This is a genomic window from Peribacillus sp. NJ11 (assembly GCF_030348405.1).
Classification (GTDB): Bacteria; Bacillota; Bacilli; order Bacillales; family DSM-1321; genus Peribacillus.
Genome location: NZ_JAUCFO010000001.1, coordinates 4,178,592 through 4,197,050 on the forward strand (window position 1 = coordinate 4,178,592; position 18,459 = coordinate 4,197,050).

The following is an 18,459-nucleotide window of genomic DNA, read 5'->3' on the forward strand; positions in this document are numbered from 1 at the left end:
TCCCTCCCCCTTTTATGAATTCGAATCGAAAAGCCTTACATCTTTCTGTTCGGCTTTATATATATCATCCATCACGGAATGTCGCTTGAAATAATACAAAAGTGTAAACACGACCGAAACGCATAAAATGATATATACAAGAATGAACATCGTGAAAAGAAATCCAAGGTTTTCGTACGAGGTGACTGAATCCTCTGTGGTCAGCATCCTGTATATCGTCCATGGCTGCCTGCCTGTACAAGCAAAAATCCAACCGCATTCGATTGATATCACCGAAAGCGGCCCTGCAGCAACAAACAGCCAGAGAATCCATCTCGGATAAGTCTCCTTTTTCAGCCACTTATTCCAAACCAATGCAAACAGTGCTAACGCTATTAACCCTGAACCAATGAGGACCATGGCGTTGAATAAGATATGGACATAAAGCGGCGGCCAATACTCTTCTGGAAAGTCATTCAAACCCGTTACGACCGTATCGAAACTATTTCCAGATAGGAAGCTTAGTAACCATGGAAATTCAATCCCATACTTCACTTCCTGGGCTTCCCTATCTGTATAACCGAATAAGGTAAGCCCAGCATGGTCCTTTGTTTCGAACAATCCTTCTGCCGCCGCCAATTTTTCTGGCTGTTCCCTATATAAATGCTGTGTAGTCGCATGACCATTCAGTGCCGTCAAAAAAGAAAAAACCAAACCTAATACAATACTGAGCTTGAGTGCTTTTTGGTGAAAATTAAATTCAGTAGTCCCATATTTATTTTTCAGCATCTTATAGGCTGCAACTGCCGCTACGACAAAAGCTCCTGTAGTATAAGCAGTCAGAGCCGTATGTCCTGCAGTCACTAAGAAACTTGGGTTGAAAAATGCCGCCCAAGGGTCGACATCGACGATTTCCCCATTTTCAAACCGGAAACCAGCCGGTGTCCCTTCAAAAGCATGGACATTCGATATCAAAACAGCCGAAGCCATTGCTCCGAATGCAACAAAGAATAAACTCACGATTCGGGCCCATGGCTTGATTTTTTCAGCAGCATACACATAGATCGACATGAACAACGCTTCAACCATGAATGCATAAATCTCGATCTGGAACGGAAGCGCCATGACACGCCCAATCACTTCCATGAAACCTGGCCATAATAGTGACAGTTGCACACCCGCAATCGTACCGGTCGGAATCCCGACCCCTAGTAAAACCCCTAATGTTTTGGTCCAGCGTTTAGCCATGACAACATACTGTAAATCCTTTGTCCTTTGATACATCAATTCCGCGGCCAACATCATCATCGGCAACCCGACGCCGATCGTTGCAAATATGATATGTACAGCCATATTCGTCCCGAACATTGCACGGGCCATTTGTATATGATCCATACTGTCTTCCTTTCTAACCTTTGTCTCTTGGTAGTATCTCCTCTATAAAGGAAAATATTTAATAATTTTCCACAAACTAAGTTTTCAAAGGTTTTACAGAAAGTCAGTAATTTACTTAATGATGTTTTTGGATTATTTTTTATTCAATATTCTATCGAGGTTATTCTTAGGATATATTTATTTCGGTTAATCGCTTCTTAACCTCGCTTAGATTGCATGTACGAACGGCAATTTTATTATAACTGTGCAAACAAAAAAGTATTTATAAAATAAATTTCTTCCTCTTTACCTTGTAATTTATTCTTCCGCATAACGAACGGGTCACCAAACCATTACCATTGACATCAATAGGAGTGGAATCAAAGATTGCCGCGAATTCTTCACAATCCTCTAAAGAACATTCATTTTCATATTTCCTTCACATAAAAAATACACACATACCCTACAAAATAGTAGTCTATGTGTGTATTGCGGCCGGCATTGACTTTTGCCCAGTTTTAGGAATTATTTTCCTATATATCAAATTAAAAGTACGGATACTAGCCTATATATATTTATTTATTTATTATCCTTAGAACTATCTTAGTCATAAAAAGAACAATACAATTAAAAATTAACCTTATTACAAAAATAGCTCCAGCGAGTGGTTTTTGCACCATAACGAAGGACTTCTATAATAAAAAAACTCTACCATATCGTAGAGCCCTAGAAACCAGCAAGTATTTCTAGTACTACCAATACGTTCAGTATTGCTAATATGGTTGTTGCTTCAATTATCGTTGTCGCTGTTTCACACCCTTGTAATCTGCCTATTACAAGAGGGTTTACAGTAATAAATCCATTCGAATCTTGCTTATGACTGTATTCATCTATCATCCATGCCAAATTTGTGGGAGTAAAGACCTCTGGGGAATCTCTTTGGTTGTTCCAACAATTTGACTAATCGCACCCATATACATCGACTTAACCGTTCTAATTCAGATGAGGACATGTTCGGGGGGATCTTCTCCTCTATCAAAAGGAATATCAAAAATGCCACATATTAAACTCATTCACATGGATAAAGCAGTTACTTCTGGGTGAAAACGGACTCCACCCTTTGAAGGCTCAACTGCATCATTTTGTTAAGATCGATAGCCGGTGAAAACTTTTACTGAATCATCACCCATTCGAACAGGAATTCGAAGAGTAAGGATTCGAACAGGTTCTTTCAGTAACTCGTACAATGTTATCTAACTTTTGAATTACTTTTTTTATAATAAACTGGATTGAACTTAGTAAATCAAATACTTCACTTTGCTTATTGTCCGGCTTTTCAGCTTGATCTTACCTTCTTTCACCTCATAGGTTATAAGTTTTATCTTCTATATGAAAGTTAAGGATAATCTACATTTAAAAACGTAGCCACATCTTTGCTTTTTTGTTTTCTCTGGTTCCGCATTTTTGCTCGATCTAATGCCGTTTCATGTAATTTTTTTTCTTCTTCTGTCTCCGGAATAACTTTTGGAACACGTGTTGGACGTTTTTGTTCATCAAGTGCAACAAATGTTAATATAGCAGTCGCTGCAATTCTCCGTACACTGCTTTTTAAATCTTCAGCAATAATTTTTACAAATACCTCCATTGAAGAAGTGCCTGTCCATGCCACATAAGATATAAAACAAACTGAATCCGTTGTACGAATGGGATGTAAAAAGTCAACTGAATCTGTTGAAGCAGTTACACATTCACTTCGACTATGACGTGCTGCAGAAATCGATGCCACTTGATCGACGTCACTCATTAAGCGGCCGCCAAATAATGTATTATGATTGTTCACATCATTTGGAAAAATACGACTCGTTCTTATCACCCTTGATTCTTTGCAATATTTTGCTTCTATAAACCCGTCCTCCTAAAACATGGGCCTGAAATCACCTATGTAAACTTTTAGTATATGGTAATATTATGATACAATTTTGAGATTTTTATCCTTCACTATCGGCCTACGTAGCTTAGTGTTCCGAGAATGGGCAGGTTGCTTTAAATTATCATTCACCCTCTGCTGTTGCTCCAGCTCTTTGCGAAGCATTAAAAGCACCTCCTGTTCGAGTAACTGTTGTCTTTCTCTTGGAAGGAAACAGACTTTTCATATTGGTAAAGCCACCGGTCAAGGGAGGATGTGGTCAGATCATACTCATCACTAGCGGAGAAAGAGACAAGCTTTATGCTTATGTTTTTCTATTTTAGAAAAATAGTAGATATGCCTATCTGTTTAGTTTCCCATTTTCGAACTCTAAACGTAAAATATCTTACTATGAAAACTTCACCCATTATTATAAACTCATCAATTATTTAGAAAAGAATCCTTTAAGGGCAAATGCAATATCCTAAAGGAATATACACACGCATTGTATATCCTTCTTTAGCTAAACTTAGTTGCAGGTCTATTCTAAATCCATATAACATCTGAAACTCAAATTGGTTACTTGGAATATTGGTTTTTGAACAAATTCTTTTACGCTGGCAATTATACGATGATCATGGGACAAAATCGCCGTATAGCTACCACTCAGCAAATGCTCTTCAATGATTCTCATATAATTTTTATGTGCACTCACTAAAAATATGAAACTATACCGACTTCAATTGTTGTGCTAAATTAGCGTTTGGTTTCAATGGACAAAGAAAGAAAATAAATTCTTGAAATTCGAAACGATGAATTTAATCATTTTTAAAAACTTCCTTGCCACGCTTAATGCCTCAGTTATTTAATAATTTCATCCCATTGATCAAAAAGGCTGAACACTGCTTCTCTAACTTTCTAAATTAATTTCGGCTCCATCATAAATAGTAGTCTTAAGATCGTTAGCTGCCGAAAAAAGGCATCATCTTTTAACCACAAATCAGCTGCTTATTCATCTCCTGCACTTTTAAATTATCTAAAAATTAAGTATTCCACATAACGGATAAACCTAGCGGAATATGATAGCAATAATCAATCATGACAAATTAATGAAGATCCTTCATAAATGGTGGACCCATGAGAATATGATAGCGTATTAGGAAAGTGTAACAAGAGAGGAGAAAAACACTTTGTCCTTTTTCAAAGATCCGCTATCACCCGATCAAATGCTTGCTGTGATCAGAAATGGCCTGGGTCCTTCCCAAATCCCCAAAAGGATAATAATCATTGGTGCCGGCATGTCAGGGTTGGTTGCAGCATCCCTTTTAAAAGAAGCGGGGCACGATGTAACGATATTGGAAGCAACCGGGAGGGTCGGAGGGCGTGTTTTGACCATACGGGAACCATTTTCAGAAGGCTCCTACCTTGAAGCCGGTGCCATGCGCATCCCGAATTATCATTACTTAGTTGCTGAATACATCAAGAAGTATGGTTTACGAGTCAACACTTTTGTGAATGCGACTCCTAATGATCCCATTTATGCCAATGGAATCAAGACGACCGCTGCCATATATCAACGGAACCCGGATATACTGAGGTACCCTGTAGCTCCCCATGAAAAAGGCAAAACAGCTGAAGAATTACTCAACATGGCAATCAAGCCTGTGACTGACTTTATCATTCAAAACCCACGTAGAAATTGGGAAATAGTCATTAAAGAGTTTGATAAATACTCCATGAGCTACTTTTTGCAGTACAATCCAGTAGGAATCAGTCTATCAACAGGGGCGATTGAAAGCATCAAAGTCCTGATGGGTATAGAAGGATTCCCTGAACTTTCTTTTCCTGCCATACTTCGGGAGTTTATGCCGCTCTTTAATCCAGACGTAAATTTTTTTGCAATCGAAGGAGGAAACGACCGGCTTCCTTATGCTTTTCTACCGGAATTGAAGGATAATCTTAACTTCAGATATGAAGTGACAAAGATCGTTCAACATGATAATCAAGTCACCATCCATTCCAAACATACTCAAAGCAAAAGACCCTTAACGGTCACCGGTGACCTTGCCATCGTGACCATCCCTCTTCAATTGTTGCAATTTATGGATATTGAACCCCGGAATTCCTTTTCCCATAATAAGTGGAAGGCAATAAGGGAACTCCATTATGCTGCGTCAACAAAAATTGGACTTCAGTTCACGCATAGGTTTTGGGAAAAGGAAGGAATCCTCGGTGGTAAATTGACGACCGATTTACCCATTAGATTTTCTTATTACCCCAGCCAAACGAGCAACCAGAGTGAATCCGGTCTCATCTTAGCAAGTTATACATGGGAAGATGACGCCACTTTGTGGGATATACTTCCAGAAAATGATCGATTACAACACGCATTGAAAAATTTGGCAGTGGTCCATGGAAAACAAGTATATGATCATTTTTTATCAGGAGCTTCTTATAGCTGGACACTGAATCAGTATGCATACGGCGCTTTCTCCATGTTTAAACCTGGTCAGGAGACGGACTTGTTTCCATACATCCCAACCCCTGAAGGAAGGGTCCACTTCGCTGGTGAGCATACATCAACCGTACCAGCATGGATTGAAGGAGCCATTCAATCCGGCATCAGGGTGGCACATGAAGTGACGAATCTGCCTAGAACGTTCTATTAGACCTTATATAACGAAGGGACTTTTTGAACCATAAAGTTTCAATCGACTAAAGAGCCATGACAAAAAACCTTCCCGTTTGGAAGGTTTTTCATTCGTATGATCATTCACTTTACTCCTCCTTTTGAACCAAAGTCTATGATCCTTAAGTCCACTTGATAATTAATATCAGCTTTACTGAATACTTCGTCCCATTTCTGCTTATTTTTCTCCCAGAACTTTGGATGCTGATTTTCCACATAACGATAAAATCCTGCTACCCCTGTTTTATATTCATGCTGTAATTTGTATACGATTTTCTTGACATCCTTCTCAACTTCATCCTCGGCAATTCGCTCAATCTCTTTTAAATAGGCTTCTTCAAATGAATTTTCCTTACCATACCAATCTTCCGAAAGTCTTCCTGTGTAACCGACCTTAACATTTATCGTCAAATGATCCCCTTTCAATTCCGTCGTGATTTTCCTCCTTGTCCTTTTGATCACTTCAACACTTAAAGGCTTACCGTGTTGGACCGCTTCGATTATCCCGCCTTTCAAATTTCCGTTCAACCAATTCAAAGCAGCTATATCCTCATCATTCATGACCCCGACCAACTTTGAATTGTTGATTACACCTGCACCCTCCAATATTAATTTCCCACCTCTTATATCAACTGCCTGAATGGCAAAGCTTCCATCTGATTGCAAACTTGAGGAAGCTTTGCCCATTGTTAAAGGTGGAAGGATTTTATTCGTTCGCTTCACATTATCTTTCAATTCATAAATTACATTCGAAGGGATCTCCCCATCGTCGGATAGTCCCAAAATTTCTTTTGTCGGTCTCTTTGTTAAATAAACAAGACAACTTCTCCTTGTATTGTTATCGCGTATGGACTGATTAATGATAGCTTCCATAGGTACTTTCTTTAATACATCTTCATTAATGATCAGGATACGCTGATGATTGGTTAAAACCGTATTGGTTATGAGCAAAGAATCCCTTATTGCTTCATGCAACGTTTTGGCACTGACTGTAACATTCTTATATTTTAGTTGAGCTTGATTCTCCTGAACACCACTTCCTGGAGGTACCAGAATTTGCTGTGTTAACATAATTTCGTCTTTCTTTTTACTATTATCGATTCCCATTCCGACCACAAGGGATAATTCTTCAATATTTTGACTGTCCCAACAGCCTGTAAGCAAAGGAATAAGCAAGATTAACCATAATCTTTTCATCCGCTTCTTCTACTCCTTTTCACTTGAACGATTGTGAATGTAATAATTGGCAAGCCAATCAATATATAGGGAAATACATAGCCCAGCAAATCGCTCAGTTTAAAAATCTCGGTTGTATTTTTAGGGATTTTGGCGAGAAAAAAAATGATTGGAACCAAAACAATAAGGTTCGTTGAATATGAATTGTTGAAAATTTTCGTCAGTCCTTCTGCTGCGAAGTAATAGTAAATTGCATGTGTACAAAAGAACTGAAGAATCCAGGTGATTAAGAGAAACAGCTCTAAACGCTCTATAAATATCCCTTTTACTTCATACGATTGAATAAAAGAAATGGTTGGCCAGGTAACAGCTTTGACTTCAGGTACAGTCAGTGTAGCGACTACCAGAACATATGTAATCACATATAATATCATCGGTATGAAAAAACCGATTAAAACGCCACTTTTTACCTTGTTTTGATTTTTAACGACGCCAAACAAAAAGATGAATAGTTCAATTCCAAAAAAAGACAAAGCCCCGGAGCCCATTCCTTTCATCACAGGGAGAAACCCTTTTCCAAGAACAGGCTGCAGGTTTTTTATATCGACTACTTTTATACTGAACATATAAATGAACAAAACGATGACAATTGTCAGTGGTAGAAAGAAGACGCACACCTTTGCAATGGCTTTAATTTTGCCTGTCAATAGATGGACACTCGCTAAAATCAATGTGAGCATTACTATTTCGACCGGGGTCTCCTCCAACAAATAAAATCGGATCATTTCACTCATTGCAAGAACTTCAAAACTGGCCACACCTACAAAGTACACCACCACGATCAACCCAATAATTTTGGAGAGCCACTTTCCATATGCCTCCTCCATGTATGTGTAATAGTTAGCCACCTTATGTTTTTTTAACAGTACAACCAATAAGCATATGAAAAGGGCAATAGCGATCCCATTAAAAATCAAGACGATCCATCCATCGGATGAATTAACTTTTTCCGTTATCGTCCTTGGAAGCGTAAGCATCCCAACTCCTAACATGGCGCATGAAATGATCGAGGCCAATTCCCCACTAAGAATTTTGCCGTCTGCTTGGCTCAAGAAAGTTCTCCCCCCTTTTTCCGCTTCGGTAACCGGAGGAACGCGTCCTTCCAAGTCTTTTTACCGATAAAATCCGTTGGTTGAAAATAAGGTTCTTGAAAGCTAGTCAATTTCGACAAATGGCTGATAACGATGATAAAGAATAAAGTGGTTCCATATAAGCCTAGAACGGCGGAAAAAATCATCGCCCCGAACCTTAATGCCCTGAATGCCAGTCCAAAGCTATATTGTGGTACCGTAAATGAGGTAATCGTAGTAATCGCAACGATTATGACCATGAGGGAACTCACAATATTCGCTTGAACGGCTGCTTGTCCAATAATGACACCACCAACCAATCCAACCGTTTGCCCAATGGGCGCCGGGAGCCGAATGCCTGCTTCACGAAGCAGTTCAATCGTCAATTCCATGATGATCGCTTCAACAAAAGGCGGAAATGGCACGTTCTCCCTTGTACCAGCGATGGTCATCGCTAGTTCCGTCGGCAGCAATCCAGGGTTGAACGAAACCAAGGAGATATAAATTCCTGAAAGAAAAACGGTAATAAATAAAGAAAAGTAACGAAGGACTCGTAGAAAAGAACCCGCTACCCACCTTTCATAATAATCATCAGGTGACTGCAGCAGCATCGTGATCGTCGTAGGTGCCATCAACGCAAATGGCGAGCCGTCAACCATGATGACCACCCTTCCCTCCTGCAGTGCCGCCAATACTTTATCCGGACGCTCCGTATTCTGGATCTGTGGGAAAGGGCTAAACGATGTATCTTCAATTAATTCTTCAAGCATCCCCGAGTCTTGGAGATCGGTAGCTTTTACTCCATTTATCCGATTATTCACTTCTTTTAACAAAGAATCGCTTGCTTTACCTTCATAATAGATCAATGCAACTTCCCGCTTTTCAAGCGTCCCTAACTTCTGTTGTTTGACGATTAGGTTGGGATGGTTTGAATATTGTCTAATCAAGCCGATATTTTCCTGGAGACTTTCGATAAACCCAAGCTTCGGTCCACGGACAACCCTTTCTGTCGAAGGTTCACTCAGTGTACGAATTTTCTCCTTTTCCAGATTCAAAACATAACCATTTGTCATTCCATCTATAAATAAAAGCGTTTTCCCGTCAAAAATAAGCTCCTTGGCTTTTTCATATGTTTCAACATCCTGTTCCCTGACTGAACAGATTTTGGAAATGACCAACTGCTCGATGGAAACCGGGTGACTGGATTTAACCTGGGCTGCCGATAAATTCAGAACTATATCATTGAATGCTGAATAATCCATCATTCCACTGACAAATACAAATAATCCTGAAATTTCATAACCGGGAATGAATACCTGTTTAAAAACTACATCATCCTGCATATCCAATTCAGATTTCAGTTTTTCCTGCTTTTGATCCAATTTAATATGCAAGGGTTTACTTTTCATGGTGAACTCCTTTGGTTAAATGCGTTTTATTGTATCAGTTTCCTCTATTTTCAATTTTTTTATTCGAACTGGAAATAGTGACAGCTTTTAGACCAAGGGTCCTTATAATGTATTCCCTTTCCGAAACGAGCATCCTAAACAATCCAAAATGGTTAATATGTATTTATATTGCAAATGCTAGGATAATAAGCTTCAGTTTAGAGGTGACAACATTGTTTAACCGCGGAAAGTTCAAAAAAAAACCCAATCAACCAAACGATAAAAATGATGAATTAAATAAAGTTTCGGATGTAAGGGACCTATTCAATACCCTTTCTTCATCCAATGATTTCATGAACCATCAAGGAACATATCATGGCGTAGGCTATTGGGTATCTTTTTATCGCTCTTTAATCGATGCACAGGAACTTCATAAAAGTGTTCTTTCTGTCATACCAACTCTGGAAGCGATAAATTTGGAGCAAATTAAAGAAAACGTTCCTATAGAAAATACACTTATCACCAATACCAAGGTTGTAATCGAAGAAAGGATCATGAGAGGCGAAATTGCCATTCGTTTAGATGCGAATCTTGATGAATGCCTATTAATCAATGTTGCGGCCCAACAAGGAAGGCAAGTTGATAAACCTGAACTTGAATTTGGAATCATAAGTGCTCAAGAAGCTTTTGTCGAGGATATTGATATCAATCTGAATCTAGTCAGAAAAAGGCTGCCTATCCCTGGATTGCAAGTAAGTGAACTGACTGTGGGGTCGTTATCTAAAACGAAAGTGGCGGTTTTATCCATAAAAGGAATCGTTGATCAGGAAAATATCGATAATGTTATCCAAAGGATCAATGAAGTTGAGTTTGATGAAATATTGGACGGTTCATATCTCGCGCAATTGCTTTATGATGATTCAAATACCTTATTTCCCCTTTTTCTAAATACGGAAAGACCTGATCGCATCGCAAGTGCATTGGCAGAAGGTAAAGTAGCCATGTTGATCGATAGGTCGTCTTCTGCACTTATTACACCAACCATTTTGTTGGAATACTTTATAACCATGGAAGATTATAATATGCCATGGGTTCCGGCATCTGCTTTCCGTTTATTAAGGATATTCGCGGTCGCTTTTTCGATATTTGCCACTCCTATTTATGTAGCGGTGCTGACTTATCATTATGAACTGATTCCTAAAGATCTTTTGGAAACGATCGTCACTTCAAGAAACTTAATACCTTTTCAGCCTTTGATCGAAGCATTATTCTTGGAGATCTCCATTGAGTTATTACGTGAAGCGGCTGCCAGGCTGCCAACGAAGGTAGGTCAGACATTAGGTATCGTCGGCGGTATCGTTATCGGTCAAGCTGCCGTTGTCGCCGGTTTGACCAGTAATATCTTATTGATCATCGTTGCCCTCTCAGCACTGGCATCTTTTGTTACGCCTATTTATAAAATGGGTAATGCCATTCGGTTACTGCGTTTCCCCTTTTTAGTAGGAGCCCAAATTTGGGGGCTGCTCGGGATTACGATAGCGGCCGTTTTTTTGATGACCCACCTTATCAAATTAACGTCGATGGGACACCCATACCTTGAACCGATATACCCATTTCGCATGCAAGATTGGAAAGATAGCTTTGTCCGGCTACCCTTTAATCTTTTCAAGTCGCGGCCTATAAATTTACGTCCTGATGATATATCCAGACAGCCACAGCCAAAAAAAGCAAGAATCAAAAAAAATGATTTTAACGAGTGATTTAAATGAGGGTCCTATATGAACCAAGCTGGAGTTAATGAAAAGTATAAGGTATCACCGTTCTATGTGTTTTTTTTAGTGCATTCCATGCAAACCGGAGTAGGCGTTTTAAGTTTTCAAAGAGTTTTAGCGAAGACAACGGGAACAGATGGCTGGATTTCGATACTACTAGCCGGCCTGATCGTTCATATATTGATTTGGGTCATATATAAAATCTTCAGTATCGTCCCTGGCGATATCATTTCGGCCAATAATCATGCATTCGGAAAATGGATCGGGAATTTCTTCAGTCTATTATTCATTCTTTACTTTTTGATCATAGGGATGACTATCATGATTAGCTATATAAATGTCATACATGTATGGATGTTTGAAGAGGTAGGTTCTTGGGCGTTTACCTTGGTTTTCCTGATCCTGATTTATTATATAAATACGGGAGGATTCCGTACAATTACGGGTATTACCTTTTTAAGCTCCATTTTGACATACTGGCTATTATTTGTCCTATTCTATGCCATGAAATACTCTGAATTCACCAATTTGCTTCCTGTTTTCCACCACACTCTATTGGATATATTGAAAGGAACAAGAAGTACTTCATTAACAATTCTTGGTTTTGAAATGATCGTGATGTTTTATCCGTTCATCAAAGATGCTAAAACTTCACAAAAATATGCTCATGGTGGAGCCTTGACTACAACCTTAATAACCGTATTCTTTTATTTGGTTTCACTTGTTTTTTATTCACAAAAACAGTTGGAACTGACTATTTGGCCGACACTGACAATGACCAGCATTGTCGAATTACCCTTTATTCAGCGATTTGAATATATAGATGTTTCTTGGTGGGCCATCGTTATCATTCCCAACATGACCATCGCCTTGTGGGCTGCCAGCAGGGGTATCAAGCGTTTATTCAATGTTCAGCAAAAGTATCCATTATGGGGGATGTCCATTTTCATCCTGCTTACAAATATTTTTGTTTTTGATGTAGATTCCCTATATATATTGAATAAAATAATCAATCCATACGGCGTGCTCTTCATTGCTTTATACTTGCCTCTTCTTTTAGTCATCATCTATATAAAGAAAATGAGGAAACGTAAATGAAAAAATTATTTCTTATTATCTTGACTTTTCCCCTCCTTTGCAGTTGTGCCCAACCAAGGGTGGTTGACGAAGTTAATATGTCCCAAGCCATTGGCTACGATATACTCAAGAATGATAATGTCGAAGGAATGTTCGTCATCCCTATCTTCCAACAGAACAAGATGGGTAAATATCAAATCTTAACTGGAACATCGACTACAACGAGTGATGTCCAGGCTGTCGTTTCCAAAAAAGCGGATAAGCCGGTATTGCTAGGACAGACACGCATCGTTTTATTTAGCGAGAAAATGGTTCGTGAAATCGGAATAACAGAACTGACCGATTATCTCTACCGTGAGCCGCAACTTGGAAACAGAGTCATTTTGGCTGTCGTTGAAGGAAAGGTCAAGGATGTAATAAATACGAAAGCACCAAATACGAATGTGAATATTGGAATCTTTTTATCGGATTTGATTAATCAACAGAATGAAACAGGGAACGGACCGGATACTAACCTCCATCTTTTTTTAGGAAACGCTCTAGAAGCTGGCGGCGATTCGTATCTTCCTTTAATTAAATTAATTAATAATGAAGTTGCGGTTTCTGGAGTCTCCCTATTTCATGAAGATAAGATGGTCACGAAAGTTCGAACGGGTGATATGTTCATTTTTAAGACATTAGTTCAACATCATAGGCGGGGAGTATACAAATTCAAATTAAAAGACAAGAAGAGAAGCGATATCGTAGTGGAAAGTATCCGAAGCGGTTCAAGTTATGAAGTATCCGACTCAGAGAGTAGTCCCTCGATCACGATTAAGATCAAAATTAAAGGACAAATCAGGGAATCCATGCGAAGTGACAACCTTACCAATAGAAAGATGATAAAAAAAATTGAACAGGATATGGAAGATGATTTAACGAGGCAAGCAAACCGTCTTATTAAAGATTTTCAGAAAAAATCCCTTGACCCGATTGGCTTAAAGGAAAAATACCACGCCAAAAATAAAAAAATGACCTACGAACAATGGAAAAAGATCTATCCCATGATGGACATTAAAGTAGAAACTAAAGTTGACATCCTCCAAACCGGGGTCTCAGAATAATAAATATTAAACGAATATCAATAGGGCATTTAATATTCTTCATCTGTTTGTGAAAACTACTACCATATATTGAATATACAACAAGGTAGAATTCATTTTGCTTGTGAATATCACAGTTATTAAATCGGTTGCACGGCAGGTGCTTTTAAATCAGCCAGATAGTATAAAAGAAGGTAAGGTCACTACTTAGGTAGGATAAAACAGAATTATTAACCTTACGATGTTTTTATAAATGAATGGAGCTGACTTTATGAAGAAAACCATGATATCAGTCATTGCTACTTCAATATTAGGTATAAGTGTAATCGTAGGATTCTCTTTAGCTTCCGCAAGTAGTGAAAAAGATGAATTGAACTCTGATAAAGTGACCTTCTTTGGGTCCCCAACTTCTGCGATTTCCAGTTCAGTTGCTGTACCTCAAAGTTATAACCGGTTATTGTTTAGTGGAACAGTCTCTCCTCTTTTAAACAAGGATGGAAAAACCACTTATGAGAGATATGGCAATACAGAAAGGCAGGCTATCGGAATTTTAGAAAAATTAAAAGCAGATTTGAAAACAAAAGGACTTTCCCTCGCTGATGTAACCTTTCTTCGTGTGTATGTCGCACCAGATCCAAACAAAGAAGATACTCCAGACTATCAAGGTTGGTTTAATGCCTACGCTATGTTCTTTAATACAAAAGAAAATCCAGTGAAAACAGCTCGTTCCACAGTTGGGGTGCAAAGTCTGGTTTCGCCGGATTATCTCATTGAGATTGAAGCAGAGGTAGCCTTTAAAAATAACAGCAAGTCAAAAAAATAGACGATAGGAGTGAATGGTCATGTTTCAAAATCTCGGTGTTCCAGGCCTAGTTATCATTCTTATCACTTGTGATTTTGGTCCTGAAAAATCACCTGAAATCGGGCGGGCTTTTGGACGAACTTTATCTGAATACAAAAGTGCAACCAAGGGGTTGGTTGATGAGGAAAAGAGGAAGATTAAAAACTTGAGTTATTGAAGGATACAAGCCAAAGAACTTTTCTACTTATTTAAAAGCACCTTAAATACAAACTGAGACAGGAATACTTTCCTGTCTCTCGTTCGTGTTAATCAATCATGAAAATTCGTTCCATCCGTCACTTCTTTAATAATCCCTGCATTGATGACAAAGTCCCCGAAATGCTCCCCTTCCTGACGTTCCTTCGCATAACGGGAAAGTAGTACGCTCAACTCTTTTAAAATCTCTTCTTCACCGATGTTCTCACGGTACATTTTGCTTAATCGGCTTCCATCGAATGCAGCACCGAGATACATATTATATTTGCCAGGTGCTTTCCCGATAAAACCGATTTCTCCTAGTGCATGTCGGGCACAGCCATTCGGGCATCCGGTCATTCGTATCGTGATTTCTTCGTTCCTCAGCCCGTTTTCATCAACGATGGCCTCGACTTTATCAAGGAGAACCGGCAAATAACGTTCCGCTTCTGCCATTGCCAACCCGCATGTTGGAAGCGACACGCATGCCATCGAGCTGCGTCGGAGCGCTGAATGGCGTGAACCATCCGTCAAACCGAATGTTTCGAGCAATTCAACGATCTTTTCCTTTGTCTCGCTTGATACATTGGCAATGATCAAGTTTTGATTGGCCGTCAAACGGAAATCACCCGTGTGGATCTTAGCGATTTCGCGCAAACCGGTCATCAGTTTGTAATCTTTGATATCGGCAATTCGGCCACCCTCGACAAATAGTGTAAAATGCCATTTACCTTGAATGCCTTCTACCCAGCCATAGCGGTCACCATTATTGTCGAAATGATAAGTTCTCGCCTCCTCCAGTTTCCATCCAAGACGATTTTCCAGTTCAGCCTTTACCGGTTCGAGCCCAAGCCTGTCAACCGTATACTTGAACCGAGCATATTTCCGGACGGAACGGTTTCCGTAATCGCGCTGAATCGTAATGATCTTTTCCGCGACATCCAGTATGTGGTCAGGCTTGCAAAAGCCGATTATTTTGGCTAGCTGTGGATAAGTCGCTTTGTCACCATGGGTCATTCCCATACCGCCACCGATCGCCACATTAAAGCCAACGAGTTTCCCATTTTCAATAATGGCTATGAAGCCAAGATCCTGGGAGTAGACATCAATGTCATTGGAAGGCGGGACCGCAATGCCTATTTTAAACTTCCTTGGCAAATAAAGCGGACCGTACATTGGTTCGACTTCCTCCAATTCAGGTGTACCGACAACCTTTTCTTCATCCAGCCAGATTTCATGGTACGCCCTTGTACGTGGCAATAAATAATCACTCAATTTTTTCGACCATTCATATACTTCGGAATGGATTTCGGATTGAAATGGAATCGAATTGCACATTACGTTACGGTTTACATCCCCGCATGCAGCGATTGTATCCAGCATGGACGCATGGATTTCCTGAATGGTTTTTTTCATATTCCATTTTAAGATTCCATGCATTTGAAACGTCTGTCTTGTTGTCAATTTCAAAGTACCGTTACCGTATTTCTGAGCAAGGTCATCCATGACAAGCCATTGAGAAGGCTGTGCAACACCGCCTGGCATGCGGACACGCAACATGAACTGATAGGCAGGCTCAAGTTTTTGTTTTTGACGCTCATTGCGTAGATCCCGGTCATCCTGCAAATAGCTGCCGTGGTGTTTCATTAACCGATTGTCATCATCCGGAATCCCGGCGCTGATCCGCTCCTGCATCACTTCTCCAAGTGTACCTCGCAAATAATTGCTTTTCGCTTTAATTTGCTCAACATCACTAGGCGGACCTTCTGGTGCTTTTAATAGTGGGTTCACCATGTTGTTATCTCCTTTTCATCCATATTTCAGTACACATCACGTTGATAACGTTTATTCTGTTGCATATCTTCAAGATAAGCTTGCGCATCAGCATGGCTCATCTGACCTTCTTTTTCTATGATCTCAATAAGCGTATTATGGACGTCATGTGCCATGTTTTTCTCATCACCGCAAATGTAAACCGCTGCCCCTTCTTGAAGCCATTCGTATAATTCCCCGCTGTGCTCGAGCATCCGGTTTTGAACATACACTTTTTCATCCGCATCACGTGAAAAGGCAACATCCATTTTCGTAAGTACACCTGTTTTCAACCACTTTTGCCATTCAGTCTGATAAAGGAAATCCGTCACGAAATGCTGATCGCCGAAAAAGAGCCACGTTTTCCCTTTCGCTTCCGTTTCTTCGCGATCCTGGATAAAGGATCTGAACGGAGCAATGCCCGTTCCCGGTCCAACCATGATGATTGGAGCATCTGGATTCTTAGGCTGCTTGAAGTTCTGGTTATGCTGAATATAAACGGGCAAGGTGTCCCCTGGCTGTATTCGGTCCGCACATAATATGGAGCAGACTCCTTTTCGATCCCGACCGTGACTTTCATACCGGACAGCACCGATGGTCAAATGCACTTCATCCGGATAAGCGGATAAGCTATTCGCGATCGAATATAGACGGGCTGGCATTTTCCGGAGTATGGATACGAACTCTTGCGCCGTTTCACCCCATGATCCAAAGTCACGGACAAAATCAAGCAAATCACGGCCTTCACGATATTCTTTTAGGCTTTCTTCATTACCTGGTGATAGGAGCTCCTTTAATTCCTCGTTACCTGAAAGCTGGGCCACCTGCCCAAGGAACGATTTTGTCAAAACCGTAATTTCAAAATCGGAGATGAGCGATTCCCTAAGCTGACGAAGATCCCCCTGCTTATTGACCTTCACGGTTTCTTCAGGGTCCCAATCGAGTTCCATAAGAAGCATATCCACTAATTCAGAATCATTTGTCGGATAAATACCAAGGCTGTCTCCAGGTTCGAATGTAAGACCAGATCCTTCAAGTGATAATTCAAGATGATGTGTCTCTTTATTTGAGCCACGACCGTTCAAGTTTATATTTTCAAGCACTTCCGCTTTAAACGGATTTGTCCTGGAATACGTGTCTTCACTTTCTGAAGCTTTCGCTGCAGGGACAGCTGTAACGGTACTGCCTTGCTCTTCACTTAAACTGGAAATGACTCCTTCCAGCCATTCTGAAGCCGGCTCATCATAATCAAGGTCACAGTCCATTCGCGGAAATAACCTTGTCCCGCCAAGTTCCTCCAAGCGTTTATCGAATTGTTTTCCCGTTTCACAAAAAAACTCATATGAGCTGTCCCCAAGCGCCAATACCGAAAAGCGGAGTTCTTCAAGGCTTGGTGCCCTCCTGCCATGAAGGTACTCGTGGAAGGACAGCGTATTATCCGGTGGATCACCTTCTCCATGCGTGCTAACGGCGATAAGTAGATTTTGGACTTTTTTCAAATTGTTCACTTTAAAGTCACTCATGGATGAAATGGTAACCTGAAAGCCATTACCCTCAAGCTTTCTCGCCGCATTTTCTGCCAGCCCTTGAGCATTGCCCGTCTGTGAACCATAAAGAATGGTAACTTCTTTTGATATTGTCTTCCCGCTGCTTTGAGCTTCCATTACCGGGGTTTCGGCCGTTCCCATATTCGAAACTGACAAAGATGCGGTCAGATAACCGCTCAACCAAATTTTTTGTGTTTCTGTCAAGCTAGGCAGTAGATTGTTAAGGATCTCTGCCTGCTCATGTTTAAAGGGACTGTTCATTACCTGAAGTTGCACGATTTCCACCTCACAAAGGGATATTAACTTATCTTAGTTGACTCTTATATATAACGAGTGGGTTTAAACATTTATTTCCATCCATAAAATTAATTAACTCGTTTACTCCTATAGACCAAGTCGGTTTTAACTGTAAAAAAAATTACAAAGTACAGTTCATACACGGAGGGAACATTTTTTCATAGCAAGCTAGAAATAAAAAATAAGGTTATAAA

At 39.9% G+C, this 18,459-nt stretch carries 13 protein-coding genes and 2 pseudogenes; 6 read left to right on the plus strand and 9 right to left on the minus strand.

Annotation, left to right across the window (positions count from 1 at the left end; translation table 11 throughout):
* Positions 1-12 precede the first annotated feature (12 nt).
* The 4 genes and pseudogenes from QUF86_RS20530 to QUF86_RS20540 form a co-directional block, all read right to left on the minus strand.
* Positions 13-1,374 (minus strand): cytochrome ubiquinol oxidase subunit I, encoded by a 1,362-nt coding sequence (locus QUF86_RS20530; protein ID WP_289335448.1) that lies wholly within the window; start codon positions 1,372-1,374, stop codon positions 13-15.
* A gap of 780 nt (positions 1,375-2,154) precedes the next feature.
* A pseudogene (locus QUF86_RS28945) lies at positions 2,155-2,643 on the minus strand (Glu/Leu/Phe/Val dehydrogenase dimerization domain-containing protein); the annotation flags it as partial.
* Between the two features lie 106 nt (positions 2,644-2,749).
* The gene (locus QUF86_RS20535; protein WP_289318391.1) at positions 2,750-3,256 is read right to left on the minus strand and encodes an acyl-CoA thioesterase; all 507 of its coding nucleotides are present in this window, start codon (positions 3,254-3,256) and stop codon (positions 2,750-2,752) included.
* 448 nt (positions 3,257-3,704) lie between these two features.
* Positions 3,705-3,962, minus strand: a pseudogene (locus tag QUF86_RS20540) (proline dehydrogenase family protein); the annotation flags it as partial.
* Positions 3,963-4,485: 523 nt separating this feature from the next.
* Between QUF86_RS20540 and QUF86_RS20545 the strand changes: the two are divergent.
* Positions 4,486-5,928, plus strand: coding sequence for a flavin monoamine oxidase family protein (locus tag QUF86_RS20545; protein WP_289336267.1), 1,443 nt, complete (start codon positions 4,486-4,488; stop codon positions 5,926-5,928).
* A 104-nt stretch (positions 5,929-6,032) separates the two neighbouring features.
* On the opposite strand, the gene QUF86_RS20550 is transcribed toward QUF86_RS20545, so the two are convergent.
* The 3 genes from QUF86_RS20550 to QUF86_RS20560 are packed head-to-tail and all read right to left on the minus strand — an operon-like array spanning position 6,033 to position 9,663.
* Positions 6,033-7,145, minus strand: coding sequence for a Ger(x)C family spore germination protein (locus QUF86_RS20550; protein WP_289335450.1), 1,113 nt, complete (start codon positions 7,143-7,145; stop codon positions 6,033-6,035).
* Positions 7,142-8,236, minus strand: a complete 1,095-nt coding sequence (locus tag QUF86_RS20555) for a GerAB/ArcD/ProY family transporter (protein ID WP_289335451.1) — start codon at positions 8,234-8,236, stop codon at positions 7,142-7,144. The genes QUF86_RS20550 and QUF86_RS20555 overlap by 4 nt, the downstream gene beginning before the upstream one ends.
* Positions 8,233-9,663 (minus strand): spore germination protein, encoded by a 1,431-nt coding sequence (locus QUF86_RS20560; RefSeq protein ID WP_289335452.1) that lies wholly within the window; start codon positions 9,661-9,663, stop codon positions 8,233-8,235. The genes QUF86_RS20555 and QUF86_RS20560 overlap by 4 nt, the downstream gene beginning before the upstream one ends.
* A gap of 212 nt (positions 9,664-9,875) precedes the next feature.
* Between QUF86_RS20560 and QUF86_RS20565 the strand changes: the two genes are divergently transcribed.
* The 5 genes from QUF86_RS20565 to QUF86_RS20585 all read left to right on the plus strand — a co-directional run bounded on the left by QUF86_RS20565 (position 9,876) and on the right by QUF86_RS20585 (position 14,592).
* The gene (locus QUF86_RS20565; RefSeq protein WP_289335453.1) at positions 9,876-11,402 is read left to right on the plus strand and encodes a spore germination protein; all 1,527 of its coding nucleotides are present in this window, start codon (positions 9,876-9,878) and stop codon (positions 11,400-11,402) included.
* A gap of 18 nt (positions 11,403-11,420) precedes the next feature.
* A complete protein-coding gene (locus QUF86_RS20570) occupies positions 11,421-12,512 on the plus strand; it encodes a GerAB/ArcD/ProY family transporter (protein ID WP_289335454.1) in 1,092 nt (363 codons plus the stop codon).
* Positions 12,509-13,594 carry a Ger(x)C family spore germination protein gene (locus QUF86_RS20575; protein ID WP_289335456.1) on the plus strand — a complete coding sequence of 362 codons (1,086 nt, stop codon included), beginning with the start codon at positions 12,509-12,511 and terminating at the stop codon, positions 13,592-13,594. Before QUF86_RS20570 ends, QUF86_RS20575 begins: the two co-directional genes overlap by 4 nt.
* Before the next feature lie 250 nt (positions 13,595-13,844).
* Complete coding sequence (locus tag QUF86_RS20580; RefSeq protein ID WP_289316567.1) at positions 13,845-14,396, plus strand: Rid family hydrolase; 552 nt, start codon at positions 13,845-13,847, stop codon at positions 14,394-14,396.
* Between the two features lie 19 nt (positions 14,397-14,415).
* Positions 14,416-14,592 (plus strand): twin-arginine translocase TatA/TatE family subunit, encoded by a 177-nt coding sequence (locus QUF86_RS20585; protein WP_289335457.1) that lies wholly within the window; start codon positions 14,416-14,418, stop codon positions 14,590-14,592.
* Positions 14,593-14,684: 92 nt separating this feature from the next.
* On the opposite strand, the gene cysI is transcribed toward QUF86_RS20585, so the two are convergent.
* On the minus strand, positions 14,685-16,403 hold the full coding sequence (cysI, locus tag QUF86_RS20590; RefSeq protein ID WP_289316569.1) for an assimilatory sulfite reductase (NADPH) hemoprotein subunit: 1,719 nt from the start codon (positions 16,401-16,403) through the stop codon (positions 14,685-14,687).
* 26 nt (positions 16,404-16,429) lie between these two features.
* Positions 16,430-18,244, minus strand: a complete 1,815-nt coding sequence (locus QUF86_RS20595) for an assimilatory sulfite reductase (NADPH) flavoprotein subunit (RefSeq protein ID WP_289335459.1) — start codon at positions 18,242-18,244, stop codon at positions 16,430-16,432.
* Between the last annotated feature and the right edge of the window lie 215 nt (positions 18,245-18,459).

What these genes read in the sequence shown, in the direction of transcription:
- QUF86_RS20530 (WP_289335448.1), bottom strand. Translation starts at nt 1,374, where the DNA reads ATGGATCATATACAAATGGCCCGTGCAATGTTCGGGACGAATATGGCT.
- QUF86_RS20545 (WP_289336267.1), top strand. Translation starts at nt 4,486, where the DNA reads ATGCTTGCTGTGATCAGAAATGGCCTGGGTCCTTCCCAAATCCCCAAA.
- QUF86_RS20580 (WP_289316567.1), top strand. Translation starts at nt 13,845, where the DNA reads ATGAAGAAAACCATGATATCAGTCATTGCTACTTCAATATTAGGTATA.
- QUF86_RS20550 (WP_289335450.1), bottom strand. Translation starts at nt 7,145, where the DNA reads ATGAAAAGATTATGGTTAATCTTGCTTATTCCTTTGCTTACAGGCTGT.
- QUF86_RS20585 (WP_289335457.1), top strand. Translation starts at nt 14,416, where the DNA reads ATGTTTCAAAATCTCGGTGTTCCAGGCCTAGTTATCATTCTTATCACT.
- QUF86_RS20575 (WP_289335456.1), top strand. Translation starts at nt 12,509, where the DNA reads ATGAAAAAATTATTTCTTATTATCTTGACTTTTCCCCTCCTTTGCAGT.
- QUF86_RS20560 (WP_289335452.1), bottom strand. Translation starts at nt 9,663, where the DNA reads ATGAAAAGTAAACCCTTGCATATTAAATTGGATCAAAAGCAGGAAAAA.
- QUF86_RS20570 (WP_289335454.1), top strand. Translation starts at nt 11,421, where the DNA reads ATGAACCAAGCTGGAGTTAATGAAAAGTATAAGGTATCACCGTTCTAT.
- cysI (WP_289316569.1), bottom strand. Translation starts at nt 16,403, where the DNA reads ATGGTGAACCCACTATTAAAAGCACCAGAAGGTCCGCCTAGTGATGTT.